Annotated in this window: 29 protein-coding genes; 17 read left to right on the top strand and 12 right to left on the bottom strand. The window is 62.7% G+C overall.

The features are described 5' to 3' along the window. Positions 1-47: 47 nt before the first annotated feature. From ACZ51H_RS11360 to ACZ51H_RS11335, 6 genes are all read right to left on the bottom strand, one after another. Positions 48-971 (bottom strand): DMT family transporter, encoded by a 924-nt coding sequence (locus ACZ51H_RS11360; RefSeq protein WP_464801883.1) that lies wholly within the window; start codon positions 969-971, stop codon positions 48-50. Between the two features lie 175 nt (positions 972-1,146). Then, positions 1,147-2,307 carry a flavodoxin-dependent (E)-4-hydroxy-3-methylbut-2-enyl-diphosphate synthase gene (gene ispG / locus ACZ51H_RS11355; RefSeq protein WP_464801882.1) on the bottom strand — a complete coding sequence of 387 codons (1,161 nt, stop codon included), beginning with the start codon at positions 2,305-2,307 and terminating at the stop codon, positions 1,147-1,149. A gap of 51 nt (positions 2,308-2,358) precedes the next feature. Further along, a complete protein-coding gene (locus ACZ51H_RS11350; protein ID WP_464793986.1) occupies positions 2,359-3,666 on the bottom strand; it encodes an OmpP1/FadL family transporter in 1,308 nt (435 codons plus the stop codon). Positions 3,667-3,988: 322 nt separating this feature from the next. Beyond that, positions 3,989-5,359 (bottom strand): phosphoglucomutase/phosphomannomutase PgmG, encoded by a 1,371-nt coding sequence (pgmG, locus tag ACZ51H_RS11345; RefSeq protein WP_464801881.1) that lies wholly within the window; start codon positions 5,357-5,359, stop codon positions 3,989-3,991. Between the two features lie 18 nt (positions 5,360-5,377). Then, on the bottom strand, positions 5,378-5,824 hold the full coding sequence (locus ACZ51H_RS11340; protein ID WP_464801880.1) for a J domain-containing protein: 447 nt from the start codon (positions 5,822-5,824) through the stop codon (positions 5,378-5,380). After that, complete coding sequence (locus ACZ51H_RS11335; protein ID WP_464801879.1) at positions 5,824-6,633, bottom strand: division plane positioning ATPase MipZ; 810 nt, start codon at positions 6,631-6,633, stop codon at positions 5,824-5,826. The genes ACZ51H_RS11340 and ACZ51H_RS11335 overlap by 1 nt, the downstream gene beginning before the upstream one ends. 103 nt (positions 6,634-6,736) lie before the next feature. On the opposite strand from ACZ51H_RS11335, the gene panC reads away from it, so the two are divergent. Beyond that, the gene (gene panC, locus ACZ51H_RS11330; RefSeq protein WP_464801878.1) at positions 6,737-7,624 is read left to right on the top strand and encodes a pantoate--beta-alanine ligase; all 888 of its coding nucleotides are present in this window, start codon (positions 6,737-6,739) and stop codon (positions 7,622-7,624) included. A 291-nt stretch (positions 7,625-7,915) separates the two neighbouring features. Here panC and ACZ51H_RS11325 read toward each other — a convergent pair whose 3' ends face one another. Further along, positions 7,916-8,356: a CopD family protein gene (locus tag ACZ51H_RS11325; RefSeq protein ID WP_460987066.1), complete on the bottom strand. Its 441-nt coding sequence runs from the start codon at positions 8,354-8,356 to the stop codon at positions 7,916-7,918. Further along, the gene (gene hemE / locus ACZ51H_RS11320; protein WP_464801877.1) at positions 8,356-9,417 is read right to left on the bottom strand and encodes a uroporphyrinogen decarboxylase; all 1,062 of its coding nucleotides are present in this window, start codon (positions 9,415-9,417) and stop codon (positions 8,356-8,358) included. Before hemE ends, ACZ51H_RS11325 begins: the two co-directional genes overlap by 1 nt. Positions 9,418-9,705: 288 nt before the next feature. Here hemE and ACZ51H_RS11315 point away from each other — a divergent pair, with 288 nt between their 5' ends. The 11 genes from ACZ51H_RS11315 to ACZ51H_RS11265 all read left to right on the top strand — a co-directional run bounded on the left by ACZ51H_RS11315 (position 9,706) and on the right by ACZ51H_RS11265 (position 16,773). Continuing rightward, on the top strand, positions 9,706-10,533 hold the full coding sequence (locus ACZ51H_RS11315) for a pyruvate, water dikinase regulatory protein (RefSeq protein ID WP_196224922.1): 828 nt from the start codon (positions 9,706-9,708) through the stop codon (positions 10,531-10,533). Further along, complete coding sequence (locus tag ACZ51H_RS11310; protein ID WP_449474537.1) at positions 10,530-11,123, top strand: Maf family protein; 594 nt, start codon at positions 10,530-10,532, stop codon at positions 11,121-11,123. Before ACZ51H_RS11315 ends, ACZ51H_RS11310 begins: the two co-directional genes overlap by 4 nt. After that, positions 11,120-11,941, top strand: a complete 822-nt coding sequence (locus tag ACZ51H_RS11305) for a shikimate dehydrogenase family protein (protein ID WP_464801876.1) — start codon at positions 11,120-11,122, stop codon at positions 11,939-11,941. The genes ACZ51H_RS11310 and ACZ51H_RS11305 overlap by 4 nt, the downstream gene beginning before the upstream one ends. A 5-nt stretch (positions 11,942-11,946) precedes the next feature. Then, complete coding sequence (gene coaE, locus ACZ51H_RS11300) at positions 11,947-12,540, top strand: dephospho-CoA kinase (protein WP_464801875.1); 594 nt, start codon at positions 11,947-11,949, stop codon at positions 12,538-12,540. A gap of 34 nt (positions 12,541-12,574) precedes the next feature. Continuing rightward, positions 12,575-13,267, top strand: coding sequence for a DNA polymerase III subunit epsilon (dnaQ, locus tag ACZ51H_RS11295; protein ID WP_464801874.1), 693 nt, complete (start codon positions 12,575-12,577; stop codon positions 13,265-13,267). A gap of 80 nt (positions 13,268-13,347) precedes the next feature. Further along, the gene (gene hpf / locus ACZ51H_RS11290) at positions 13,348-13,953 is read left to right on the top strand and encodes a ribosome hibernation-promoting factor, HPF/YfiA family (RefSeq protein WP_464801873.1); all 606 of its coding nucleotides are present in this window, start codon (positions 13,348-13,350) and stop codon (positions 13,951-13,953) included. A 137-nt stretch (positions 13,954-14,090) separates the two neighbouring features. Beyond that, positions 14,091-14,558, top strand: a complete 468-nt coding sequence (locus tag ACZ51H_RS11285) for a PTS sugar transporter subunit IIA (protein WP_464801872.1) — start codon at positions 14,091-14,093, stop codon at positions 14,556-14,558. Position 14,559: 1 nt separating this feature from the next. Then, complete coding sequence (locus ACZ51H_RS11280; protein ID WP_464802891.1) at positions 14,560-15,015, top strand: PaaI family thioesterase; 456 nt, start codon at positions 14,560-14,562, stop codon at positions 15,013-15,015. After that, positions 15,005-15,343 (top strand): DUF1491 family protein, encoded by a 339-nt coding sequence (locus ACZ51H_RS11275; RefSeq protein WP_464793976.1) that lies wholly within the window; start codon positions 15,005-15,007, stop codon positions 15,341-15,343. The genes ACZ51H_RS11280 and ACZ51H_RS11275 overlap by 11 nt, the downstream gene beginning before the upstream one ends. Positions 15,344-15,524: 181 nt before the next feature. After that, positions 15,525-16,172, top strand: coding sequence for a cell wall hydrolase (locus ACZ51H_RS11270; RefSeq protein WP_449474529.1), 648 nt, complete (start codon positions 15,525-15,527; stop codon positions 16,170-16,172). Between the two features lie 91 nt (positions 16,173-16,263). Continuing rightward, complete coding sequence (locus tag ACZ51H_RS11265; RefSeq protein WP_449474528.1) at positions 16,264-16,773, top strand: MmcB family DNA repair protein; 510 nt, start codon at positions 16,264-16,266, stop codon at positions 16,771-16,773. A 24-nt stretch (positions 16,774-16,797) separates the two neighbouring features. On the opposite strand, the gene ACZ51H_RS11260 is transcribed toward ACZ51H_RS11265, so the two are convergent. Together ACZ51H_RS11260 and ACZ51H_RS11255 are read right to left on the bottom strand one after the other, a co-directional pair. Continuing rightward, entirely contained in the window at positions 16,798-17,031 is a 234-nt protein-coding gene (locus tag ACZ51H_RS11260) for a hypothetical protein (protein WP_449474527.1), read from the bottom strand. 289 nt (positions 17,032-17,320) lie between these two features. After that, positions 17,321-17,944: an ankyrin repeat domain-containing protein gene (locus ACZ51H_RS11255; protein WP_464801871.1), complete on the bottom strand. Its 624-nt coding sequence runs from the start codon at positions 17,942-17,944 to the stop codon at positions 17,321-17,323. Between the two features lie 46 nt (positions 17,945-17,990). On the opposite strand from ACZ51H_RS11255, the gene ACZ51H_RS11250 reads away from it, so the two are divergent. From ACZ51H_RS11250 to ACZ51H_RS11240, 3 genes are read left to right on the top strand one after another with little or no spacing between them, the layout of a single operon-like run. Next, positions 17,991-18,647 carry an SCO family protein gene (locus ACZ51H_RS11250; protein ID WP_464801870.1) on the top strand — a complete coding sequence of 219 codons (657 nt, stop codon included), beginning with the start codon at positions 17,991-17,993 and terminating at the stop codon, positions 18,645-18,647. A 4-nt stretch (positions 18,648-18,651) separates the two neighbouring features. Further along, positions 18,652-19,077 carry a YcgN family cysteine cluster protein gene (locus ACZ51H_RS11245; RefSeq protein ID WP_230463201.1) on the top strand — a complete coding sequence of 142 codons (426 nt, stop codon included), beginning with the start codon at positions 18,652-18,654 and terminating at the stop codon, positions 19,075-19,077. After that, positions 19,058-19,768: a M48 family metallopeptidase gene (locus tag ACZ51H_RS11240; protein WP_464801869.1), complete on the top strand. Its 711-nt coding sequence runs from the start codon at positions 19,058-19,060 to the stop codon at positions 19,766-19,768. Before ACZ51H_RS11245 ends, ACZ51H_RS11240 begins: the two co-directional genes overlap by 20 nt. Here ACZ51H_RS11240 and trhO read toward each other — a convergent pair. After that, positions 19,765-20,580, bottom strand: coding sequence for an oxygen-dependent tRNA uridine(34) hydroxylase TrhO (gene trhO / locus ACZ51H_RS11235; RefSeq protein WP_464801868.1), 816 nt, complete (start codon positions 20,578-20,580; stop codon positions 19,765-19,767). The genes ACZ51H_RS11240 and trhO overlap by 4 nt on opposite strands. Positions 20,581-20,645: 65 nt before the next feature. Between trhO and pdeM the strand changes: the two genes are divergently transcribed. Both pdeM and ACZ51H_RS11225 read left to right on the top strand, forming a co-directional pair. Then, the gene (gene pdeM, locus ACZ51H_RS11230; protein WP_449474521.1) at positions 20,646-21,305 is read left to right on the top strand and encodes a ligase-associated DNA damage response endonuclease PdeM; all 660 of its coding nucleotides are present in this window, start codon (positions 20,646-20,648) and stop codon (positions 21,303-21,305) included. A gap of 186 nt (positions 21,306-21,491) precedes the next feature. Then, complete coding sequence (locus tag ACZ51H_RS11225; protein WP_464801867.1) at positions 21,492-24,281, top strand: TonB-dependent receptor; 2,790 nt, start codon at positions 21,492-21,494, stop codon at positions 24,279-24,281. On the opposite strand, the gene ACZ51H_RS11220 is transcribed toward ACZ51H_RS11225, so the two are convergent. Then, positions 24,259-24,993 carry a YggS family pyridoxal phosphate-dependent enzyme gene (locus ACZ51H_RS11220; RefSeq protein ID WP_464801866.1) on the bottom strand — a complete coding sequence of 245 codons (735 nt, stop codon included), beginning with the start codon at positions 24,991-24,993 and terminating at the stop codon, positions 24,259-24,261. The genes ACZ51H_RS11225 and ACZ51H_RS11220 overlap by 23 nt on opposite strands. Between the last annotated feature and the right edge of the window lie 7 nt (positions 24,994-25,000).

The raw sequence follows: 25,000 nt of genomic DNA, 5'->3' as shown, positions 1-25,000 counted from the left end.
ATGAAGAAAGTGGCGAGAAGAACGGATTTTGCAGGTGAATCGGAACGCTATGCGATTCCTTCATGCATTTGCGCGGCGGGCGCGGCGCGCAGGGCGATGAGGCATCCGGCGACGATCAGCGCCGCGCCCGCGAGGGTGGTGAGGGTCAGCCGTTCCCCGAAGGCGAGCCAGCCGATGATCGCTGCCCAGATGAAGGCGGTATATTCCACCGGGATGAGATGCTGCGCCTCTGCCCGCGCATAGGCCCAGGCGAAGGCGGCGAGCGAGGTGAAGGCGAAGGCCGCGCAGGCGACGATGAGGAGCGCGGAATCCGGCCGGGGCAGGTCAAGGCGCAGCGGCACCAGATCAGGCGCGACCCATGCGGCGGCCGCGCACAGGCCAAAAAGGATGAGCATGACGCAGTGCTGGAAGAAGGCGACCTCGACCGGGGAGGCAAGCTGAGCCTGCTGGCGCTGGATGATGAGGTTCCAGGCGAAGAGGACCGCCGAAATCAGCACGGCGGCGGCACCCAGCAGGGCGTCCCAATCATAGCTGTCCTGCATCCGGCCCGACAGGATCACCGCGACGCCGACGAGTCCGAGGAGAGAGGCGCTGATGGCGCGCTGGCCGATCCGTTCGCCCAGCAGCAGCGCGGCGAGATAGAGGGCGATGAGCGGCGCGATGAAGGACAGCGCTATGGCTTCGGCGAGCGGCATGCGCATCAGCGCGAAGAAAAAGAGGCTGGCCATCAGCGTGACGACACAGCCGCGCAGAATATGCAGGCGCAGGGCCGCCCTGCCCGGCCAGCGATGGCGGCCCGGCAGCATGATCGCAAGGCCGAGCAGCGTTCCCGCGAGGGCGCGCCAGAACAAGGCGTTGAAGAGGCCGATGGAAAGGCTCAACCCCTTCATCGCCGCGTCCATGATGGCGAAGAGCAGGACGGCGGCGCAGCAGACCGCGAAGGGGATGGCGAGGGAGCGGGGCTGGGTCATGGTCATAGCATAGGGGTGACGGTCAAGGCGCTCGGCACTTTCGAGCGGGGAAATAGAAGAAGGAAAGGGCTTCGACCGGCTCAGCCCGAACGGGGTGGGGTGGAGGGAAGAGCCCTGATTCACCCGTGGAGGGGACGGCAGCGAGCGTGCGGGGTGTGGCGGGACGCCCCCTGCCCTACTCCGCCGCTTCCGCCCGGCCTGCGTCGGTTGTTTCCGCTTCGAGCTTGGCGGCTTCGATCTCTGCCGCCTTGGCTTCCACCAGCCCGACGATATGGTCGATCATACCTTCGTCCTGGATGGTGTGGTCGGTGAGGCCGGAGAGATAGACCATATGTTTTCCAGCGCCGCCGCCGGTGAGGCCGATGTCGGTCTCCCGCGCTTCGCCGGGGCCGTTGACGACGCAGCCGAGAACGGAGAGCGACAAGGGCGTGTGGATATGCTGAAGCCGTTCCTCCAGCGCCTGCACCGTGCGGATGACGTCGAAGCCCTGACGCGCGCAGCTGGGGCAGGAGATGACCTTTACCCCGCGCGTGCGGATGCCGAGGGATTTGAGGATTTCATAGCCGACGCGCACTTCCTCTTCCGGTTCGGCGGAGAGGGAGACGCGGATGGTGTCGCCGACCCCGGCCCAGAGGAGATTGCCAATGCCAATGGCGCTTTTGACGGTGCCGCCGATCAGGCCGCCCGCTTCGGTGATGCCAAGGTGGAGCGGGCAATCCACGGCTTCGGCCAGCTGCATATAGGCGGCGACGGCAAGGAAGACGTCGCTGGCCTTCACCGCGACCTTATATTCGTGGAAATCCTGATCCTGGAGCAGCTTGATATGGTCGAGCGCGCTTTCGACCAGCGCTTCCGGGCAGGGTTCGCCATATTTTTCGAGCAGGTCCTTTTCAAGGGAGCCTGCATTGACGCCGATGCGGATGGCGCAGCCATTGGACTTGGCGGCGTCGACCACTTCCTTGACGCGCGCTTCCGAGCCGATGTTGCCGGGGTTGATGCGCAGGCAAGCGGCGCCCGCGTCGGCGGCTTCGAGCGCGCGTTTATAGTGGAAATGGATGTCGGCGACGATCGGCACGCGGGCGGCGCGCACGATCTGCTTCAGCGCGGCGGTCGATTCCTCATCCGGGCAGGACACGCGGATGATGTCCACGCCCACTTCCTCGCAGCGGCGGATCTGGTCGATCGTCGCTTTGACATCGAAGGTCGGCGTGTTGGTCATCGTCTGCACGGTGACGGGCGCGCCGCCACCGACGGGCACATTGCCCACCATGATCTGGCGGCATGGGCGACGGGCGATGTCGCGCCAGGGACGCAGGCCGGGATTATGGTCGGACATGAACTAGGGGCTCCGTGCTGATGGAGCCCCTATAGTGATTCACGAGCCAAGTTAGAAGCGCGCCGTCACTGATGCGGCGATCTGGTCCGCATTGCCGCTGGTCCGGGACAGGGTGGTGACGGTGGTCGCCGCCGCAGTCCCGGCATAATAGGTTTCGGGGCGGATGATATTCGCCTTTTCCACGAAATTATGCGCGTAGCTGAGGTTGAGGCCGATGGCGGGCGAGATATTGTAGGTCGCCCCGGCCGACAGCCAGGCGCGATCGCCATCGGGCACCCGCGTCGTCAGATGCTGAGGATTGGTGGGCGAGCGATCGAACATCGTGCCCGCGCGCAAGGTGAGCGCGGGGCTAACGTCATATTCGCCGCCTAGGCTGACGCTGTAGCTGTCCTTGTAATCCAGTTCCTTGACCGAGGTGCGGCCAGCCGCCGTGATCGCGATCGATTTGAAGACCGACCAATTATACCAGCGTGCGCTGATCATGGCGCGAAGGCTGGGCGTCAGCCGATGCATGAATCCGACGGTCACGATGTCGGGCAGTTCAAGCGGCGCGGTGGCGTCGCTGCTGCCATTTTGCGGCGCCAGCAGACTTTGGAGGCCCGAAATCGTCTGCGTGCCGGTCAGATGATGGCCCATGCCGGAGCGATAGGAGATGCCGACATTCGTGTCGCCGTCGGTATAGAAAAGGCCCGCATTCCAGCCCAGCGTCCAATCCTTGCCTGTCACCCGGGCGAGGCCATCGGTCGTGATCAGCGGCGAAAGTTGCGGCAGGGCGTTGGTCAGCGTAACCTTCACATATTGGACGTCCACGCCGCCGCCGATGGAGAAATGATCGTCGAGCTTATAGGCGGCGGACGCCTGGACATTATAAGCCTTGAGGTCGGTGTGGAGCGATTCATAGCGACCAAAGAAGCCTGGGTCATAATCCAGCTTCAGGCCGAAGGGCGCGTTGACGCCCGCGCCGAGCCACAGCCGGTCGGTGACCTGACCCGTGACATAGAAGCTGGGCACGGGAATGACCTTGTCAAACGGATTGCCGCCCGAATTGCCGGTGATCGGCACAGTGACACCCGGAAAGCCCGGCACGGTGCGATTGCTGCCCTGGTTCGATTGCTGAGCGGTGGCGAAAAGCGCTACGGCGCCAGCGGACAATTGCACGCCGGGAAGTTCGGTGATCGCGGCAGGATTGAAATAGATGGCCGACGGGTCATCCGCCGCCGCACCGGCACCGGACAAAGCCCTGCCCGTTTCCTTGGGCGATTGTTCCTGAAGATAGAAGCCGCCGGCGAGCGCGGGCATGGGAAGCGCCAGAAAGCCCGCAGACAGGAAAGTGGTGGCAATGCGGCGGCTTGAAAACATGCAATTCCCCTTTGAAATCCCGTTGCGGCGTCGGGCACGCATTATCATCCCGCGCTATGGCTGCGATATGGTTAATTTCCGGTTCGGGCAGCCTGTGCGCCAGGCGAAAAAAAAGCCGCCCCGAAGGACGGCTTGGAAAGTTTTAGGAGAGGATGCCTGAAAGGCCCGTCCTCTTTGCGGGCCGACGCTTTCTTTCGCAACTGCGAAAGACAAGTATACGGTTGCGTTTATTGCAACTGTCAACATTTGGGGGGATTTCCGTAGCGGAAATGGGGAAGGCGTTCGGCAATGATTTGGGAAGAATCGGCTGTGGCGATCCGCCTCAAGCGGCGAAATCGGGCACCGATTCGGACAAATGGCGGAAAAGATCGGCCCGCAGGCGATCAAGGCCCTGCTGATTCGTGGATTCGATTCTGGCCACCAGTTCCGCCTGCGTGTTGGATGCGCGCAATAGCCACCAGCCATCTTCGGTTGTGACCCGGGCACCGTCGATGGCGTTGACGCTCGCGCCTTCCGCCCGCAAGTGCGAAACTATCTCTGCGACCATCGCGAATTTTTGGTCTTCATCGACCGGAAACCGCAATTCAGGCGTGTTTACCAGCAGCGGTAGCGCGTCATGAAGGGCGGTCACGCTCTTGCCGAGGCGGCTGACCAGCCGGATCAGGCGCACGGCGGCGTAAAGGCCATCGTCAAAGCCGTAATAATCATCGGCGAAGACGATGTGGCCGGTCATCTCACCACCCAGCGGGCTGCCGATTTCCTTCATCTTCGATTTGATGAGGCTGTGGCCGGTTTTCCACATCAGCGGCGTGCCGCCCAGCGCCGCCACGCGATCGAACAGCGCCTGGCTGGATTTCACGTCGGCGACTATGGTGGCGCCGGGCCGGTCGATCAGCACTGGTTCCACGAACAAAGAAAGCAGTTGATCGCCCCAGATGGTGCGCCCCTGCCCGTCGACCACGCCGATCCGGTCGCCATCCCCATCGAAAGCCAGTCCGAAATGGAGGTTGTTGGCGAGGACAAGGGCGCGCAGGTCATGCAGATTCGCCTCGATTGTCGGGTCGGGGTGATGATGAGGGAAATTGCCGTCTATTTCGGTGAAAAGCGTGTGATGCTCACCCGGGAGCAGCTGGACGAGCTTGTCCACGACGGGGCCTGCGGCACCATTGCCCGCGTCCCAGCCGATGCGGCAGGCAGCGCCGTCGAACCCTTCCATCAGGCGGGCGACATAGCGGTCCATGATGTCGATGGTGGAGCAGCTGCCGCTTCCTTGTTCCCAATCGCCCGCAGCAGCCATGGCGCCCAGACCGGCGATGTCGGCGCCAAAAAAGGCTTCATGCGCAAGTACCAGCTTGAAGCCATTGTGATCGGCGGGATTATGGCTGCCGGTTATCTGGATGGCGCCATCAACATCGAGCGTCGCTTCGGCATAATAGAGCATTGGGGTGGGCCCGAGGCCGATGCGCAGCGCGTTGGTGCCGCTGTCGGCAAGGCCATCGACCACGGCCGATTCCAGCATCGGTGAGCTGAGTCGGCCGTCATAGCCGACCGCGACCGATGATCCCCCTTTGCGCCTGACGATCGTGCCGAAGCTGCGGCCAAGCGCGTAGGCGTCTTCCTCTCCCAAGGTTTTGCCGACGATGCCGCGCATGTCATATTCGCGCAGCAGCGAGGGATGGAAGTGGTGGGCCATGGGTCCTATTCTACAGCCCTAGCGGCGGCGGGTGGCCTCTTTTTTCTCGGGCTCGGCGAGTAGCAGGTCGCGGGCTGCGTTGATTTCCGCTGCCAGCGCTTCGGTGCCGCCGCGATCGGGATGGACCGAGGCGATGAGTCGCCGGTGGGCTGAACGGATCATGGTCTCATCGGCATCTTCGGGTACGCCGAGCAGGGCGCGCGCTCTTGCTATGCTGGGGGCTTCGGGGGGCGCCTTGGGCGGAGTGGCGGATCGCCTTTTCTTCTGCTGCGATTGGGACAGGAAGAAGAGTGCCGCGCCGAGGAGCAGGGGCGCTCCGGCTAGCGGTTTGCCCTTGGCCGCCATGACCGCGCCGACCAGCGCGCCGCCGAGCACCATGCCATCCTTCACACTCATGCGCTGCAATCGTCCCGTCCAGATGAGCCAGGCGGCCAGCCCGAGAAGAAGGAAGGCGAAAAGGCCCATCAGGCCGCGCCGAGAAGATCGACCGGCGAATTTTCCTCACGGGCGGGGAGGGCGAGGCCGGACACCATCTCACGCAGTTCCTGGCGGGCGGCGATGTGGCTGACGCCAAGGTCGCCCAGATGGCCCTTGTCGAGCAGGGTCAAGCCGGACGGGAAGAGTTCGCGGAAGATGACTCGTTCTGACAGGCCGGGGATCACGCGGAAGCCGACGCGGCGGGACAGCTCCATGAGAGCATCGCCGACGCGCTTCTTGTTGCGGGCATCATGATGCTGGACGCGGTTGCGCAGCACGACCCAGTCGATCGAGACGCCATCGGCCTTCGCGCGGGTCTTGCGCGCCTCGAAGATGAGTTCGGAATAGAAGGACAGGCGGCGGACCTTGAAGGTTTCCGCGTCCACCTGGCCGATGAGGTCGAAATCGACGAAGCTGTCGTTCATCGGCGTCACCAGCGTGTTGGCGCGGGCGGCCATGTGGCGGGCGAACAGGTCATCGCGGCCGGGGGTGTCGACGACCAGGAAATCCTTGCCATCGGCGACGGCGGCGGATTCTTCCTCCAGCGCCTCGACCGTGTCGCCCTTCAGCACGGCGAAATCGGGCGCGGGCAGGTCGATGTTCCGGCGGCGGGCCGTTTCCGCGCGATTTTCCATGTAGCGCGTGACGGTGCGCTGACGCGGATCGAGGTCGATCATGCCGACCTTGTAGCCGAGCGCGGTCAAGGCGATCGCGGTGTGCACGGCGGTGGTCGACTTGCCGGTCCCGCCCTTTTCATTGGCGAAGACGATATGATGCGTTTGGGTGTTCGGACCCATTGATAACCCCGTTTATTGCCGCAACGATTCTTGACCCACTTGCCGGGTCGTGCCTTTAGCAGGATAGTCCCCGTGCCCCTGCCATATCGGAGCCCCTCGTCCCGTGCAAACCCTGCGTGACCTTCCTTCCCTGCGAACCGCCATCGATGCGATGAAAAGCGATGGGCGGCCTGTCGCGCTGGTGCCGACCATGGGCGCTCTGCATGAAGGGCATATGGCGCTGGTCGAGGAAGCGCGGCGGCATGCCGGGCATGTGGTCGTGTCGATCTTCGTCAATCCGCGACAGTTCGGGGTCAATGAGGATCTGGACGCTTATCCGCGCCGGGAAGCCAAGGATGCGCAGATGTTGCAGGCGGCGGGAGTCGATGCGTTGTGGGCGCCGACGGCCGAGGTCATGTATCCGGCGGGCTATGCCACCAATATTTCTGTCTCGGGAGTGACTGAAGGCCTCGATGGCGCAGCGCGGCCCGGGCATTTCGACGGGGTGGCGACGGTGGTCACCAAGCTGTTCAACCAGGTGCAGCCCGATGTCGCGCTGTTCGGGGAGAAGGATTATCAGCAGCTCGCGACTATCCGGCAGATGGTGCGTGACCTCGACATGCGCGTCGAGATCATCGGCGTGCCGACGCAGCGGGCCGAGGATGGCCTCGCCCTGTCATCGCGCAACGCCTATCTGACCGAGGATGAACGCAAGGACGCGCTCGCCCTGCCCCGCGCGCTGGGTGAAGCGGCGCGGCAGATGGAGAAGGGCGCGACGGTTGAGTCCGCGCTTGCCAAGGCGATCGCGATGCTGGCCGCGCATGGCTTTGATCCCATTGATTATGTGACGCTGTGCGATGCGGTGACGCTGGAGCCGATGAATGTGCTGGAACGTCCGGCCCGGTTGCTGGGCGCGGCGAAATTGGGGCGGACGCGGCTGATCGACAATATCGCGGTCGATCCGCCCGAGCTGCCCCAACTACATAATCAGATTGAATCTGCTGGCGCCTGAGCCCGCATTTTCATGCCTGATCTGTTCAAGACGCTGGCGAACATGGCGACGGTGACTGAATGCACGCAATGCGCGCAGAACGAAGCTGCTCACGACCCTTCTCCCCTTATTAATTGGCGAGGAAATTAGCGTCGACTTTGATTGCCGCAATATGTCGATCGACATGCGAATTAAGTTAGGGGTGGCAGCAGACCGGGCTGGTCGGCGATATTGTGGTTGAGCTTTCTATCCCGGTCCGTCCGGCCTCATGAGATCCCAGCTTTCGCTGGGATGACGGCGTTGGGGTTTTCTTCAGAAGGGTTTGACGATCACTGCGACGACGATCACCGCAGCGGCGATGCCGGGGACTTCGTTGATGAGGCGGAGCTTCCCCTCCGGCAAGGGACGCTCACCCCTGGCGAGTTTCTTCGCATAGCCTGCGATCCAGCCATGATAGGCGGAGAGGCCAAGGACGAAGAGCAGTTTCAGGTGGAACCAGCCAAAATGCCAGGCGCCGATCTCGACCATCAGCATGAGCCCGAAGACCCAGACGAGGATCAGCGAGGGATTGAGGATGATCTTGAGCAGGCGTCGTTCGCGGTCGATCCATTTGCGGTCCTCGTCTGATCCCACGGCACATTGGTGGTGATAGACGAAGAAGCGCGGCATCATGAACAATCCCGCCATCAGGAAGATGACGAAGATCACATGGGCGGCCTTCACCCACAGATAGGCGGCACCGAGATAGGGCATCAGCTCTGCTTTCCTTGCCGGACATAGGCGATCAACGCTTCGACATGGGCGATGGGCGTGTCGGGCAGGATGCCATGGCCCAGGTTCAGGATATGGGGCCGGCCCGCAAAGGCAGCGCGGATATTGTCGATCGATTGCTCGACCGCCCTGCCCCCCGCGATCAGCGCCAGCGGATCGAGATTGCCCTGTACCGGCAAGCCCTGTGGCAGGACGCGGTTGGCCCAGTGCGGATCGATGGTTTCATCCACGCCGATCGCATCGACGCCCGTGCCCGCCGCATAATCGGCGAGTTTGGCGCCCGCGCCCTTGGGAAAGCCGATGACGGGGATATTGGGATGCAGGCTTTTGAGCTTTTCCACGATCCGGCGATTGGGTTCGATTACCCAGCGTTCGAACTGGAGCGGCGCGAGGCTGCCTGCCCAGCTGTCGAACAGCTGCACGGCTTCGACTCCTGCCTCGATCTGGCCCGAAAGATAGGTGACGGTAGATTCAATGATCGCGTCGATGATCGCGCCGAAGCGTTCGGGGTCTTGGTAAGCGAGGCGGCGGGCTGCGCCCTGATCCTTGCTGCCCTGCCCGGCCACCATATAGGTCGAGATGGTCCACGGGCTGCCTGCAAAGCCGAGGAAGGTGACAGACGGGTCAAGCGCCGCCTTCACCTGCCGAACGGTCTCATAGACAGCCTCATAGCGGCTGAGATCAGGTTTAAGCGCGGAGAGGTCCGTCTCGTTGAGGATCGGCGCTAGGCGCGGCCCCTCCCCCGTTTCAAACCAAAGGTCCTGACCCATCGCATAGGGCACGATCAGAATGTCGGAAAAGAGGATCGCACCGTCGAAGCCGAAACGGCGCAGCGGCTGAAGAGTGACTTCGGCGGCGGCCGGACTGTCATAGACGAGTTCGAGGAATCCGCCCTTTTGAGCCCGCAGCGCCCGATATTCGGGCAGATAGCGGCCCGCCTGACGCATCAGCCACATGGGCGGCGGGCTAAGACATTCCCCCTTCAGGACGGAAAGCAGCGGCTTGGAAGGCCCAGCGGAAAGGCCGGTATCTGGTCCCGTCATAAACTCTCTTATTTAGATTATTAAAAGGATGATGGAGATAGTAGGTCAGTTGGTAGCGGGGTTTATGCGCAGCGCCCGGATTTGCCAACAGCTTGACTCTCTGGCGTCAAGGATTCGAGACCGAGTCAGTGTGGGTCATTCACGCTATCCACAGGCTGTGGATGAAAATGACGGCCTGTTGGGGGCATGTGGATAAGATTCCGGCCAATGGGTACTATCCAAAAGGGGTAGTTTTGCCCGCAACCTATCCCTTGCTTTATCCACAGGCTCCCCACAGAGATATGCGTCATGTCGCGTATCCATCTGCATTTGCTGTCTGACTCCACGGGCGAGACGCTGGAAAATATCGCCAAGGCGGCGATCGGCGCGTTCGAAAATGTGGAAGCTGTGCGCCATTTCTGGCCGATGGTGCGGTCCGATGTCCATCTTGACCGGATCATGGAGGAGATTTCGGCCAATCCGGGGTTGGTGCTGTTCACTTTGTCCAATCATCAGTTGCGGCGGCGGCTGGAAACGCGCTGCCGGGCGCTCGGCCTGCCGCATGTTGCGGCGCTGGACAGCGTGACGGACGCGCTTTCCAACATATTGGGGCAGGAAACGCGCAATCGGCCCGGGCGCAAACATATCCTAGACGAAGCCTATTTCGCGCGGATCGAGGCGATCCAGTTCACCATCGCCCATGATGATGGCGTGGGGCATGAAAATTGGGAAGAGGCCGACATCGTTCTGGCGGGCGTGTCACGCGCTTCCAAAACGCCGACCTCCATCTATCTCGCCAATCGCGGATACAAGACGGCGAATATTCCGCTGGTGGTGCAATCGCCGCCGCCGCGCAGCCTCTATGGGTTGAAGCATCCGATGGTGGTGGGTCTGACGGTGAGTCCCGAGCGGCTGGTGCAGATCCGCCGTAATCGCCTGCTGTCTTTAAATCAGGCGCCGGAAACCAGCTATGTCGATCTGGATAAGGTGCAGGAGGAATTGGCTTTTGCCCGGCGGATGTTTGCCGACAATGGCTGGCCGGTGATCGACATGACGCGCCGGTCGATCGAGGAAGCGGCGGCGGCTATCATCAATCTGTTCAACGACCGCGTATTGGCGGAAGGGAGTGACCTATGATCGTGCTGGCGTCGCAAAGCGCGAGCCGCAGGGCGCTGTTGCAGGCGGCGGGGGTGCCGTTCGAGGCTATGTCGCCCGGTGTGGATGAAGAGGCGGCGAAGGAAGCGCTGCGCGGTGATGGACTGGATGCGCGCGCTTTGGCCGATGCGCTGGCGGAATTGAAGGCATTGCGGGTGTCGCGCCGGGTGCCGGGCGGGTTGATATTGGGCTGCGACCAGACGCTGAGCCTGGATGATGGCAGCATGATCGACAAGGCGGTGGACCGCGCTGATGCGGAGCAAATCTTGCGGTCGTTGTCGGGGCGGGTGCATCATTTGCACAGCGCAGCGGTGATTGCCCTGAACGGCGAGCCGATCTGGCGGCATGTCGAGCGGGTGAGGATGACGGTGCGGACCCTGTCAGATAGTTTCATAGCTAAGTATCTGGACGAAGAATGGGAGCATTGCCGATGGTGCGTCGGCAATTACCGGATCGAGGGACCGGGTGTGCAACTGTTCAGCAAGGTTGAGGGCAGCCAGTTCGCGATTCAGGGGCTGCCGTTGCTGCCGCTGCTTGACTTTCTACGCGTCCGGGGCGTTCTGCCAGCATGACCGACAAGCTCCCTTATGCAGAAGTGATCGGCGATCCGATCGCGCACAGCAAATCGCCGCTGATCCACAATTTCTGGCTCGATTGCCTGGGGATCGAGGCGGAATATCGCAAGACTCATGTGACGGCCGAGGGTCTGGCCGCCTATTTTCTGGAGAGGCGGGCTGATCCCGATTGGCTGGGATGCAATGTCACCATTCCGCACAAGATCGCGGTGTTGGATTATACCGATGATCCGGGCGGCGTTCGGGAGCGGATCGGGGCGATGAACACGATCGCCAGCGAGACCGGCGGGCCGCTGATCGGCACCAATACCGATGCGGGCGGATTCCTCCAGCCGCTGCTGCGCGACAAGTGGACGGGGAGAAGCGCCGTACTGGTCGGCGCGGGCGGTGCGGCGCGAGCGATTCTGTTTGCGCTGACGAGCCTGGGGGTGGAGGACATCACCGTCATGGTGCGCGATGCGGCCAAGGGGCAGGCCTTGCTCGACCGGGCGAAGGTCAAGGGACGGGTGATCGGCATGGGTGATCTGCTTCCGGCGGCCGATCTGCTGGTCAACACCAGTTCGCTCGGCATGGTGGGGCAGCCGGTGCTTGATCTCGATCTATCGCCGCTGGCCTGCGATGCGACGGTTTATGACATCGTTTATGCGCCGCTGGAGACTGGGCTGCTCAAGGCAGCACGGGCGCGGGGTTTGAAGGCGTTGGATGGGTTGGAGATGCTGATCGGGCAGGCCGCGCTGGCGTTTGATATTTTCTTCGATGCGCAAGCGCCGCGCGACCGGGACGATGAATTGCGCGCGCTGCTGCTGGCGGCCTGAAGGCCATGAAAGTCTATGGGCTGACCGGATCTATCGGCATGGGGAAGTCGGCCGTCGCCGCCATGTTTGGCCAAGAAGGCGTGCCCTTGTTCGACGCGGACGCCGAGGTGCATCGGTTGCAGGGACCCGGCGGCAGGCTGCTGCCCGCGATCGAGGCGCGCTTTCCGGGAACGACGGGGCCAGAGGGCGTGGATCGGGGGAATCTCGGCGCGGCGGTGTTTGGGCATCCCCAGGAATTGAAGGCATTGGAGGCGATCGTCCATCCGGCGGTCAAGGAAGAGCGGAAGGCTTTCCTGCGCCGCCATCGATCGCGCGCCTTCGTCGTGCTGGATATCCCCTTGCTGTTTGAAGGCCATATGGAGCGGACGCTGTCGGGAGTCATCGTCGTGACGGCGCCCGCCTGGAAGCAACGCAAACGCGTGTTGGCGCGCAAGGGCATGACGGCGGCGAAATTTCGCAGAATCCTGCACTTGCAGACGCCCGATGCTGAAAAACGGCGGCGGGCGGACTATATCATCTATACAGGCACCACATTTGCCGCCACGCGGGTACAGGTGAGGCGCTTGGCGGCTTGCCTTGGATCAAAGACAGGTCGATAAGGAAAAACCCGGCAGAGTCGGTGTGAAGAGGTCCATGCGCGAGATTATTTTCGACACCGAAACGACTGGATTTGACCCTGTATCGGGCGACCGGCTCGTGGAAATCGGTTGTATCGAACTCGTGAACCGGGTGCCTTCGGGCCGCACCTTCCATGCTTATTATAATCCCCAGCGGGCGATGCCCGCCGCCGCCGAGGCGATACATGGGCTGTCGGACATATTCCTGAAGGACAAGCCGCTTTTCGCTCATGGAGTGGAGGAGTTGCTGGACTTTCTGGAGGACAGCCAGCTTGTCGCGCACAACGCGCGGTTCGATTTCGGCTTCCTCAACCATGAGCTGAAACTGTGCGGCCTGCCGGAAGTCGGCATGCACCGGATGATTGATACGGTCGCGATCGCGCGACAGATGCATCCGGGCGCCAAGCACAGCCTGGATGCGCTCTGCACACGCTATGGCATCGATCGCAGCCATCGCATCAAGCACGGCGCTTTGCTGGACGCTGAATTGCTGGCGCAGCTTTATATCGAACTGACCGGCGGCCGTCAGATCGGCCTTGGTCTTGCACAGGAGGAGGATAAAGACGCCATTCGGGTGGAACTTGCGAGCGGTATCGCGGTTCGCCCTGTTCGTCCCGCGCGGGTTTTCATGGCCAGCGCGATGGAGCTGGAGAGGCATGCAGCGTTTGTCGCGACGCTGGAAAAGCCGCTCTGGCTGGAGGAGGCTTGAAGGCTGGCTGACATACTGCCCTTCACGCTTCACCCACCCGGACTGCCTCCTGCAGCCCGGCAAGAACAAGGAGAAGGCATATGGATATTCGTGTTTCTGGGCATCAGGTCGATACGGGCGACGCTCTAAAGGAGCATGTCGCGACCCGGCTGGAGGCCATGGCCGAGAAATATTTTTCGCGCACGATTTCCGCTCATGTCACGTTCCGGCCCGCGCCGCACGGCGCCTTCCATTGCGATATCGTCTGCCATGTGATGACCGGCCTGATCCTGAAAGGGTCCGGTGAAGCGCAGGAAGCGCATCCGGCTTTCGACCAGGCCGCGGAAAAGATCGAACGGCAGCTGCGGCGGTACATGCGCCGCCTGAAGGACCGCCACCCCCAAGCCATTGCGGCGGAGGCTCAGCGGTCAAATGGATATGAGCTGAACGGCATGGACGGCGCGGGCTATACCATCTTTGCTTCGTCGCCGGAGGAGGAGGAACCGGCCGACGCGCCGCTGATCGTGGCGGAAACGCGGGTCGATATTCCTGAAGCCAGCGTGTCCGATGCGGTGATGATGCTGGACCTGCGCAACACCAATGCGCTGCTGTTCCTAAATGCCGGAACGGCCGCCTATAACATGGTCTATCGCCGCCACGACGGGACGATTGGCTGGGTGGAACCGCGGTTGGAAGCGCGCGCCTGACAGGTGCCTGACACTGGGGTCCGGCCCCGGCTGCCATTGACCCAGAGCGGCAGGCAGCCTATGGGGCCGGGCTTTATATCCCCGGACAAGCGCGGTTTTTAAGGGGCAGCGCGCATGCCGGCTGTTCCAGGTTGGTCATGGTTCATTTCAACGACATCGTCGCGCCGCAGGCACTTGCCACAGAGGTCTCCACAAACGGCAAGAAGCCGCTGTTCCAGAAAATCGCGCAACTGGCGGCGTCCGCCTATGGTCTGGACGCGAACGCGGTATCGGAAGCGCTTTTCGAGCGCGAGCGACTGGGGTCGACCGGCTTTGGCGGCGGAGTCGCCATCCCGCATGCGAAGATTCCCGGTCTGGACCGGATGAGGGGCGTCGTCGCCCTGCTCAATCCCCCGATTGCCTTCGACGCGGTCGATGATGCGCCGGTCGACATTGTCTTCGCCCTGCTGTCGCCGGTCGATAGCGGCGCGGAACATCTGAAAACGCTGGCCCGCGTGTCGCGCTATCTGCGCGATGAGGGGCATGTCGCCCGGCTGCGCGGGGCGAAGTCGGCCGAGGCGCTGCACGCGCTGCTGGCCGGTGGCGAAGCGCGTGACGCCGCCTGAAATGGATGGCGCGCCGAGCGGCGAGGCGGCGCATTTCCGTGCGCTGGAGAATCTCTATCGTTCCGCGCCGATCAATCGGATGTTCCGGTCGGAGCTGACGATTCCCGCGGCGGGCCGGTCGATCATCGAATTCGATGTCGATGAAGAACAGTTCCACGCGGCTGGCGCCGTCCACGGCACCGTCTATTTCAAGATGATGGACGATGCCGCCTTTTATGCGGCGAACAGCCTTGTCAGCGATCGATTCCTGCTGACAACCGCCTTCAACCTGCTGTTCACCCGCCCGATCGGGCCGGGCCGCATCCGAGCCGAAGGGCGGTGGATCAGCGGCAAGCGGCGGGTGTTCGTCGCCGAAGCGAGCCTGATCGACATGGACGGCGAAGAGGTAGGCCGGGGAACGGGCACCTTCATGCGGTCGCAATTCCCGCTGTCTTCGCTGCCGGGCTATGCCGGCTGACCGGCTGACCAGCGCGATGCTGGTCGGCGTGCTGGTAAGGCGCGCGGCCGGGGCAGGGGGCTTTGCCACGGTACTGGTCAAGGGTGACGAGATTAGCGGCGCAATCCTTATCGAAACCGCTGAAAGAGGGCAGGCTATGGGCCTGTTCGAACGGGTTTCCGACTTTGCCGGTGGATATAGGTTGGAGCGTTGCGGACCGGCGCCGGATGAGGGAACCGAGTCCCTCAATCAATATATAGCGAGGCGTCGCAGATCAGACCCCGATCTGTGGGTCGTGGAACTCGATATCGCGGATGCGGAACGGTTCGCCGCTGAAACGATCTGTTGATCGTTGACTCTGAACGGATGGAAAGGCACTGGCCCCACCCAACGCTTAACGCGCAGGTTGCCAAATTCGCCCGTGGGGGGCGGGCGAGGTAAACACGCAGACGGGGGGCGGCCTGACGTCGATTATGTGATGGGGTTTTTCCCGACGTCCCTGGCCAAGAACCGCATGTTTCTGAGTTGTAATGAGTTTTCGTTTGAAGGCCGCGACTGCCGCGGCATTTGCCCTGACCGCCACCGTCGCGGTTACGGCGGCCGACATGTCGAGCGCTAGCGAAGTCGCTCCTTCGGTCGTATCCCTTGCCGGGAATCAAGAGCTGAATGCAGCTCCGGCGGCTTCCAAGCCCGCTGTTATTTTTGCCGCGCCGCGCGAAGTCGCCCAGCCGCTGGCCGATCTTTCCAATAGCGCCGATGTGCGTGCCGACAATCTGTCCGCTCTGGTCGATGCACAGGGTGCAGCCGAAGACCTGGACAGCGACATGAAATGCCTGGCTGGCGCGGTATATTTCGAATCGAAGGGCGAGAGCCTGGAAGGCCAGCTGGCCGTTGCCCGCGTCATCATCAATCGCGTGAAGTCGGGCCGTTTCGCCAGCAGCCTGTGCGGCGTCGTCTATCAGCCGGGCCAATTCAGCTTCGTCCGTGGCCGTGGTATGCCGGCAATCCCGATGGCCAGCGAAAGCTGGCGCAATGCTGTCGCGATCGCGCAGATCGCAATGCAGGACAGCTGGAACAGCAAGGCCGAAGGCGCCCTGTTTTTCCATGCCCGCCGCGTGTCGCCGAGCTGGGGCAAGCGCCAACTGGCCTCGATCGACAATCATATTTTCTATCGCTGATCCTCGGGTCGCACATCACAAGGACAGCGGGCCGGTTCAGGAAACTGAATCGGCCTTTTCTTTTGTTCCCTTCTTGTTCTAAGATATGGGCATGAGTCCGGTTTCTTCCATGCCCGCCCCTGATCGGGACTGCTCTCCCCTGACCGATGGCACGGCGCTGGCCGTGGCGCGTGGCACGCTGCGGCTGTTTTTTCGCCATGACATGAGCGGGATATTGGAAGTGCCGCTGCCCAATGGGCGCCGCGCCGACATCATGGCGCTGGACAGCGCGGGGCGGATCAGCATTGTCGAGATCAAGTGCAGCCGCGCCGACCTGCTGGGTGACATGAAATGGCCGGACTATCTCGATTATTGCGATCGCTTCTTCTGGGCGGTGCCTTCCGGCTTTGACCTGTCGTTATTCGACAGCGAGGCTTTATGGCCAGCGCGCACGGGCCTGATCGTCGCGGATCAATATGATGCCGAATTGCTGCGGCCTGCGCCCGTGGAACCGCTCGCGGCGGCACGACGGAAAGCGGAGACCCTGCGCTTTGCACGGCGGGCGGCGCGGCGGCTGACTGCATTGGCCGATCCCGATCATGCCGCCGAACTGGGATGGTGACGTAAGGACATCCACCATGAGGCGTCAGCGGGGGCGCGTACCCCAATATTCATCGGCCAGGAATCGGTGGAGCGCCGTCGATCCCTGCCGCGCTGCTGTCCGCGCCATGTGGCGGCGTATGTCATAGCTGCTGTTGTTCAGTCCGGTATGAAATGACTCCAGCGCCTTCTTCGTTTCATGCGGTGCATGCGTATAGGGCTGGAAGATATTGCCGAGGGCCTGTTCCCAGGCTTTCTCGATGTCGTTCTTGCGCTCCATAACCGGCCTCTCCGGGCTTGGGATGATATAGAGGAGATGGGAAGGCGGAGGGCGTGAGACAAGGCGTGGCATGCTTGACGTGAGACTGGAGCGTCGTGCCTCCAATGAAAAGCGCTCCGTTCGCCGTGAGCTTGTCGAAGGGCTCCCCTTCTTTTCAGAACACGGAAAGGGCTTCGACATTCGAACGAGGCAAGTGACTCGTTCGGACAGCCCGAACGGGGTTAGGTAAGCGCGATATGGGGCACAATTCCCGAAAGCAGGCGCAAGGAAGGCGTCTAACCCGGTCGTCCTAGAAGGTTGGACCCTGAACCGGCCCCGAAGGCGCGGCCTTTGGCTTCGATGCCGCCAACACCTCGACAATTCCGGAGGTGCGCGCATCCCGTTCCGCATAGTCGCGCGCGGACATGCCAGCGATGGTGTCGCGCTTGTCCGCATTAGCCCCTTGCGCAACAAGCAGGCGGACGAGTCCGATGTCCCGTATCTGCACCGCGCGGATCAGCGGGGTTTCGCCGCTGCCATTCGTCTTGTCGATCTGCGCCCCACCGGCGAGCAGGGTGCGGACGCCGTCCTCAAACCGCGCCTGTACCGCGTTCATGAGCGGGGTATTGCCACGATTGTCGGCAAGGTTGGGATTGGCACCCTTGGCGAGCAGGAAGGAGAGCCATGTATTGTCACGACGGGCGATGACGAGGTGCAGCGCGGTTTCGCCGCTGGTGACGTCGCGGCTGTTGATGACGGTCGATCCTGGCTTCTGGATGAGGTCGGTGACCTTCTGCCCGTCGGCGTCCTTGACCGCCTTCAGGAAATTATAGCTGTCCGAAAATTGCGCCTGCGCCGCGACTGGCGAGAGCAATGTCAGCGCCAGAGCCGCCGCGCGAGCCGCGCCTATCCAAGCCGGAAAAGCCTTCATCATCGTCCTTAAGCCCCGTTGGCATTTGCAATAGCGCCCATAGCAGGGCATGGCTGGCGGCACCATGAACAAAGCGATCCGTTCCCTCATCCTGCCCTTCACCGCCCTGCTGGCCGCCTGCAATATGGGTGCTGGCGGCAATGCATCAAGCGAGATGGAAGGGACGCGCGGCGATCTCGCCGGGGCGCGGATCGGCGCGCCCTTCACCCTGACCGACCAGGATGGGAAGAAGGTGCGGTGGGACGATTTCAAGGGCAAGTACCGGCTGGTCTATTTCGGCTACAGCTATTGTCCTGACGTCTGTCCGCTGGATTTGCAGCATATCATGCAGGGCTTTTCGCAGTTCGAGAAGGCGGATGCGAAGCGGGCGGCGACGGTGCAGCCGATCTTCATCAGCGTCGATCCGGAGCGTGACACGCCTGCGGTTCTGAAGACTTATGTGGCGGCATTTCACCCCAAGCTGATTGGGCTCACGGGCACGCCCGAGGAAATCGCGAAGGTGGAGAAGGATTTCGTCGTCATCGCCAGCAAGGAAAAGGCGCAAGGGGCGAGCGGCTATCTGGTAAGCCATAGCCGCACGCCCTATCTTTTCGGCCCGGATGGTCAGCCTGTGGCGCTGGTGCCGGTGGACGATCCGGGAACGGCGGACAAGCAGGAAGGCACGGCGGATGATGTGCGCGCCTTCCTGGAAAAATGGGTCAAGTGACGGTTTGAACTTCTGGGAAAAGCCCCTCGACAAGCTGGACCGCGCGGAGTGGGAAGCACTGTGCGATGGTTGCGGCAAATGCTGTCTGCACAAGGCGGAGGATGAGGATACGGGCCGCGTCTATCCGACCAACGTCGCCTGCCGCTTGCTCGACCGGCATAGCGGACAGTGCAGCAATTACAGCGAACGGCGGCGTTTCGTGCCCGATTGCGTTCGGCTGACCCCGCAAAAGGTGAAGACGATCAGCTGGCTTCCGCGGACCTGCGCCTATCGGCTACGGGGTGAGGGCAAGCCGTTGCCGTCCTGGCACTATCTGATCAGCGGCGATCGCGAGGCGGTGCATCGCGCGAAGGAGTCGGTGCGCGGCTGGACGATCGCTGAGGCGGACGCGGGCGATTGGGAAAATCATCTTGTCGACCGGGAACTCTGACAACAGCATCACTATCGACGGCATTGCCGTTCCGGTTCGAATCCGCCGTTCGGCGCGGGCGAAGGCCTACCGCCTGTCACTGGATCATGCGCGCGGGGAGTTGCGGCTGTCGCTGCCGATGCGGGCCAATCTCAATCGCGCGCTCGGATGGGCGCAGGGGCATGAGGGCTGGGTGCGGTCGCAGATGGCGGCGCGGCCTGCAACGGTGCGGTTGGAGGATGGGATATGCTTTCCGCTCGAAGGGCGGGAGGTGCTGATCTGCTGGATGGCGGATGCGTCGCGCACCGTGCGGATCGAGGGCGATCGGCTGATGCTGGGGGGCGTGCGCGAGTCGGTCGGGCCGCGTGTGCTGCGCTGGCTGAAGGCGCGGGCGAGGGCGGTGCTGGAAGAGGAGAGCCATGCGATGGCGGGCGATCATGACTTGATCGTGGCTTCGGTTGGCATCGGCGATCCGCGCAGTCGCTGGGCGAGTTGCGCGTCGAGCGGGGCGATCCGCTACAGCTGGCGGCTGATCCTGTGCCCGCCGCATGTTCGGCGGGCGACGGTGGCGCATGAGCTCGCTCATTTGCTGCACATGGATCACAGTCCGGCATTCCATGCGGCCCATGCGCGGATATTGGGGGAGGACCCCAAGCCTGCCCGTGCCTGGTTAAGGGAGCATGGGGCGGGGCTGCACCGCTATATAGTTTAGAGTGCGGCGTCACCCGCCGGGCACTCATGCGCGGCATCAGGTTGATGGGCGAGGCCGCAGTCGCGGCAGATGACATGATTGCCGGGGGCGAGGCCGTGGCCGACTGACACCCGCTCGTCAAAGACGTAGCAGTCGCCCTGCCAGCGGCTTTGTTCTTCCGGCATTTCCTCCAGATAACGCAGGATTCCGCCGCGCAGATGATAGACATGCTCAAACCCGCGTGAGCGCACCAGCGCCGTCGATTTTTCGCAGCGGATGCCGCCGGTGCAGAACATGGCGATGCGGGGTTCGCGGCCTTCTTCCCGCAGCTGCTCGGCGAAGCGGTCGAACCATGCCGGAAATTCGCGGAAGGATCGCGTGCCGGGATCGATCGCGCGGTCGAAGCTGCCAACGGCGACTTCATAGGCATTGCGCGTGTCTATGACGATCGTGTCGGGATCGGCGATCAGTGCGTTCCATTCGGCCGGGTCGAGATAACGCCCGGCTTGGGAGGCGGGGTCGAGATCGCCTGCGCCCAGGGTCACGATCTCCGCCTTCACCTTGACCTTCATGCGGGCGAAGGGGGCTTCGTCCGCCGTGGCGAATTTGACATCCAGATCGGCGCAGCCCGGAAGCGTGCGGAGATGGGTGAGGAGGGCCTCGATCGCCTGCTCGCTGCCCGCGACCGTGCCGTTGATGCCTTCGCGCGCGAGGATCAGCGTGCCGCAAGTGCCAAGCTGCGCGCAGAGATCGCGCAGCTGTGCCGCAAGTGCTTCCGGATCGGGAAAGGCGGCGAAGCGGTACAGCGCGGCAATGGTGAAGGGCGGAGCCATGGCGGGCGCCATAGCGACTTCGCAGCCCTCTTGAAAGGGCGGGCGCGAGCGCGCATAGGCGGGCCATGGTTCCCTTTTCGTTCGCGGGTCACGAGTTTCTGGCTTTGCCTGAAGCGGCGCTGTTCTGGCCCGCGCGATCGGCGTTGCTGGTCGCGGACCTGCATTTCGAGAAGGCGAGCTGGTTCAGCCGGTTCGGCCAGTTCCTGCCGCCGCATGATAGCCAGGCAACGCTGGACGTGATCGAGGCGCTGGTGGCGCGGACGGGGGCAAAGGCCGTCTGGTCGCTGGGTGACAGCTTCCACGATGCGGATGGGGCGGCGCGGCTGCCGGTGAGGGCGCGTGAACGACTTGAGGCGCTGACGGCGCGGCTCGATTGGCTGTGGATTACCGGTAATCACGATGCGGGCATGGATGCGACACCAGGCGGTCGGCGAATGGCAGAGGCCGAGGTCGATGGCATCTGGCTGCGGCATGAGGCTGATCCGGTCGATCCGCGGCCTGAGATTTCGGGGCATTTTCACCCGAAGCTGCGGCTGTCGGTGCGGGGGCGAAGGGTGTCGCGGCGCTGCTTTGTGGGATCATCATCCAAGTTGATCCTGCCAGCCTTGGGCGCGCTCACCGGTGGACTGGATGCAAGCCATGGAGAAATCCGCCGCGCGGTGGGTCCCGGCGCCATGGCGATGGTGCCGGTCGCGGACAGGATGCTGCGCTTTCCGCTTGGCTAGAAACGCTACGGAAACCTGGCGTTAAGCTGTTGCTGCTAAGACACAGAAGCCGGTAATAAGGTCAAACGCCGGACGCAAAGGGTTGGAAAGGCTCGGTTGCCTTGCCTTCAGTCTGCTGTGTCCGCATAATCGCGCTCCTAAAGTCGACATGAGAAAATCATGCGCTGAAGGAGAGGAAAGGGTCCCATGAATAAGAAAAATCTCTGGCTGTTGTCCGCTGGCATGATAGCGCTGGCCGGGTCGGTGTCCCATGCCCAGGCGCAGGAAGCACAACCGCAGAACGGCGTGGCGGACGATGATGGCATCATCATCGTCACCGCGACGCGCCGCCCCAGCCCTCTGTCCGACGTGCCCATCGCGGTATCGGCTGTTTCCGCACAGGCAATGCAGAATAGCGGCGCGAGCGACATCCGGGCGCTCAACCAGCTGGCGCCATCGCTGCTGGTGTCATCGACCGGGTCGGAAGCCAATGCGTCCGCCCGTGTTCGCGGCATCGGCACGGTGGGTGACAATCCGGGCCTTGAAAGCTCGGTCGCGCTGTTCATCGATGGCGTCTACCGTTCCCGCACGGGTGCGGGGCTTAACGAACTTGGCGAGATCGAGCGGGTCGAAGTGCTACGCGGACCGCAAGGGACGCTGTTCGGACGCAACGCTTCGGCGGGTATGATCAACGTCATCAGCAAGGCGCCCGAATTCAAACTGGGCGGCAAGGCCGAGATAACCTACGGCAATTATGATTATTGGCGGCTGGCGGGACGTATCACCGGGCCGGTTTCCGACAAGCTGGCGCTAAGCCTGGATGGCGTGTGGTCGAAGCGAGACGGCTTTTACGACCTGGTGGACACGAGCGGCAACAAGGTTGGCGAAACCAACGATCGCGATCGCTATTTCGTGCGCGGACAGGCGCTGTTCGAGCCCAATGATGCGCTGTCGATCCGCTTGATCGGCGATTATACCAATCGCGATGAAAGCTGCTGCGGCGCGGCCTATATCGAAACGCGCGAGCGGCGGCCGGTCGCCGGTGGCGGATACAGCACCGCGCCGTTCAACCGCATCGCGGCGATCCTTGCCGGACAGGGCAGCGTGTTCGCGGCCGATCCCTATGACCGCGAACTGACGATCACGCCCGGGCGCGAATATGTGAGCAAGGTCAAGGATTGGGGCCTGTCGGGTGAGGTCAATTATGATCTGGGCGGCGCGAAGCTGACCAGCATCACCGCCTATCGCGATTATAAGAGCCAGGATTATGGCGATTATGATTATAGCGGGGCGGACCTGCTGTATCGCGATCCCAACACCTACCGCCAGTTCCGCACTTTCACACAGGAGTTGCGCGCGCAGGGTTCGGCCTTTGGCGAGGTGCTCGACTGGTTGGTCGGCGGCTATTATGCGCATGAGAAGCTGACGCTGGAGGACAATATCGTCTTCGGCGACGACTATGGCCGCTTTGCCGCGTGCCGCCTGATGGCGGGGGCAGGGGTCAACAGCAACCTGACGGCGCAGCAATTGGCAGCGTGTGGCAGTGGTCTGGCGACACAGGCGCTGATCACCGGGACGCAGGCCCAGCTGAATGCTGGCTTGACCCCCGCTATCGGAGCAGGCGCAGCGGGCGCACTTTCAACTGGCCTTGGGAACGGGCTGCGCGCCTTGGCGGCGATTCCCGGCGGCACCGGCGATGTTGCCTCGCTCTACCATCAGAAGAGCGAGAATTGGGCGCTCTTCACCCACAACATCATCCACATCACCAAGCAGCTCGATCTGACCCTGGGCCTGCGCTACACGCATGAGAGCAAGCGTTTCTCGGCAGATTTCAACAATAATAATGGGACCTGCGCAGCGTTGCAGACGCGCAATCCGGGAGCGCTGAACGATCTGTTCGAGATCGCTACCACGCCTGCGCTGGGGAGCGCAGCCGCGTTGGCGCAGGGCATCCTGACGCTGGGTTGTCTGGGCAACGGTTCGACCGGGCTCAATGCGCTGAACCTCAATGACAAGATCAGCAATGGCGAGTTTTCGGGTGCGGCCGTGCTGTCGTGGAAGCCTTTGGACGAGATGCTGATCTATGGCAGCTATTCGAAGGGTTATAAGGCGGGCGGTTATAATCTTGACCGCTTCCAACTGGGATCGACAGGCCTCAACCCGGTGCCTGCTGTCTTTTCGCCCCGTAGCAATGCGGATGTGACCAGCCTGCGCTTCGCTGCGGAGAAGGTCGATGCGTTCGAAGTGGGCCTGAAATACAGCCAGCCCAAGTGGAGCGTGAACATCGCGGCGTTCCGGCAGGAGTTCAAGAATTTCCAGTTGAACACCTTCAACGGCACCAGCTTCGTGGTTCAGAATATCAATGGGTGCGACGGTTCGCTTGTCGCGGGCCGCACCTGCGACAGCGGCGATGTGGGGCCGGGCCTGATCAGCCAGGGTGTCGAGCTGGAGCTGACGGCGTCGCCAGTGCGCAACGTCCGCGTGGCGGGTGGTTTGACCTACGCGCGGGCGAAGTTCGCCAACCGGTTGGTGGGCAGCGGCGATGGATCGGTGCCGCTTGATCCGGCGCTGTTCCTGCTGCCGGGATCGATCAACAGTCAGGCGCCTGAAGTGGTTACCACGGTCAGCGCTTCATGGACGCCGGAGATTGGCTCTACCGGGCTTTCGGCGCTGTTCTACATCGACGGGCGCATGACGAGCGACTTTAACACCGGGTCGGACCTGTTCCCCGAAAAGCGGCAGGATGGTTATGCGGTGTTCAATGCACGTGTCGGCATCCGTGGGCCGCAGCAGCGCTGGGCGGTGGAATTCTGGGGCCAGAATATCTTCAACCAGGATTATACCCAAGTGGCCTTCAGCAGCCCGTTGCAATCGAGCAGCCCGTCAACATCGACGACCGGCCAGTTTGCTCTGGGCGCGCCGATGGCAAACCAGTTGATCTCGGCCTATCTGGCTGAACCCCGCACCTACGGCATCACGCTTCGCGGGAGTTTCTGATCATGCCTCTCCCGCTCGTCGGAACAGGGCGGGCGGGAGAGGGTCTTTCTCCGAACAAGGCTGTGCCCACGCGAATGTGGGTTGCGCCCAGCATGATGGCGGTTTCGAAATCGCCTGACATGCCCATGGAAAGCTGATCGATACCTTCATCACGGGCGATCTTTGCCAGTAACGCGAAATAGGGCGCGGGTTCTACGTCTGCGGGCGGGACACACATCAGGCCTGCGACCGGGACATCGGCGTCGCGTGCGGCGCGGATCAGCGCTGGGGTTTCAGCGATCGGGCAGCCGCCTTTCTGCTCTTCCGCGCCGATATTGACCTGAATGAAGCAGGGGACGCGCTTGCCCGCCGCGTCCATCGCCTTGGCGAGCGCGGTGAGCAGGGAAGGGCGATCAAGCGAATGAATGGCGTCGAACAGGGCGACGGCGTCGCCGGCCTTGTTGGATTGAAGCTGGCCGACGAGGTGCAGGGCGATGTCCGGCGTTTGCTCGCGGAGGGCAGGCCATTTGGTTTGCGCTTCCTGAACCCGGTTCTCGCCAAAGACGCGCTGCCCGGCGGCGATCAGCGGCTGGATGGCGGCAGCATCCTGTGTCTTGGACACAGCGATGAGGGTGATGTCATCGGCGGTGCGGCCAGTGAGGCTAGCGGCGCGGCCCATGGTTTCGCGCACGGCGTTCAGGCGGTTCGCGGCTTCGATGCTGTCGGTCGTCATGGGGGCT

Source organism: Sphingobium sp. TomMM15 (genome assembly GCF_055397045.1).
Note: the sequence above shows the minus strand (reverse complement) of the source record. Positions and strands in the feature narration are given on the sequence as shown.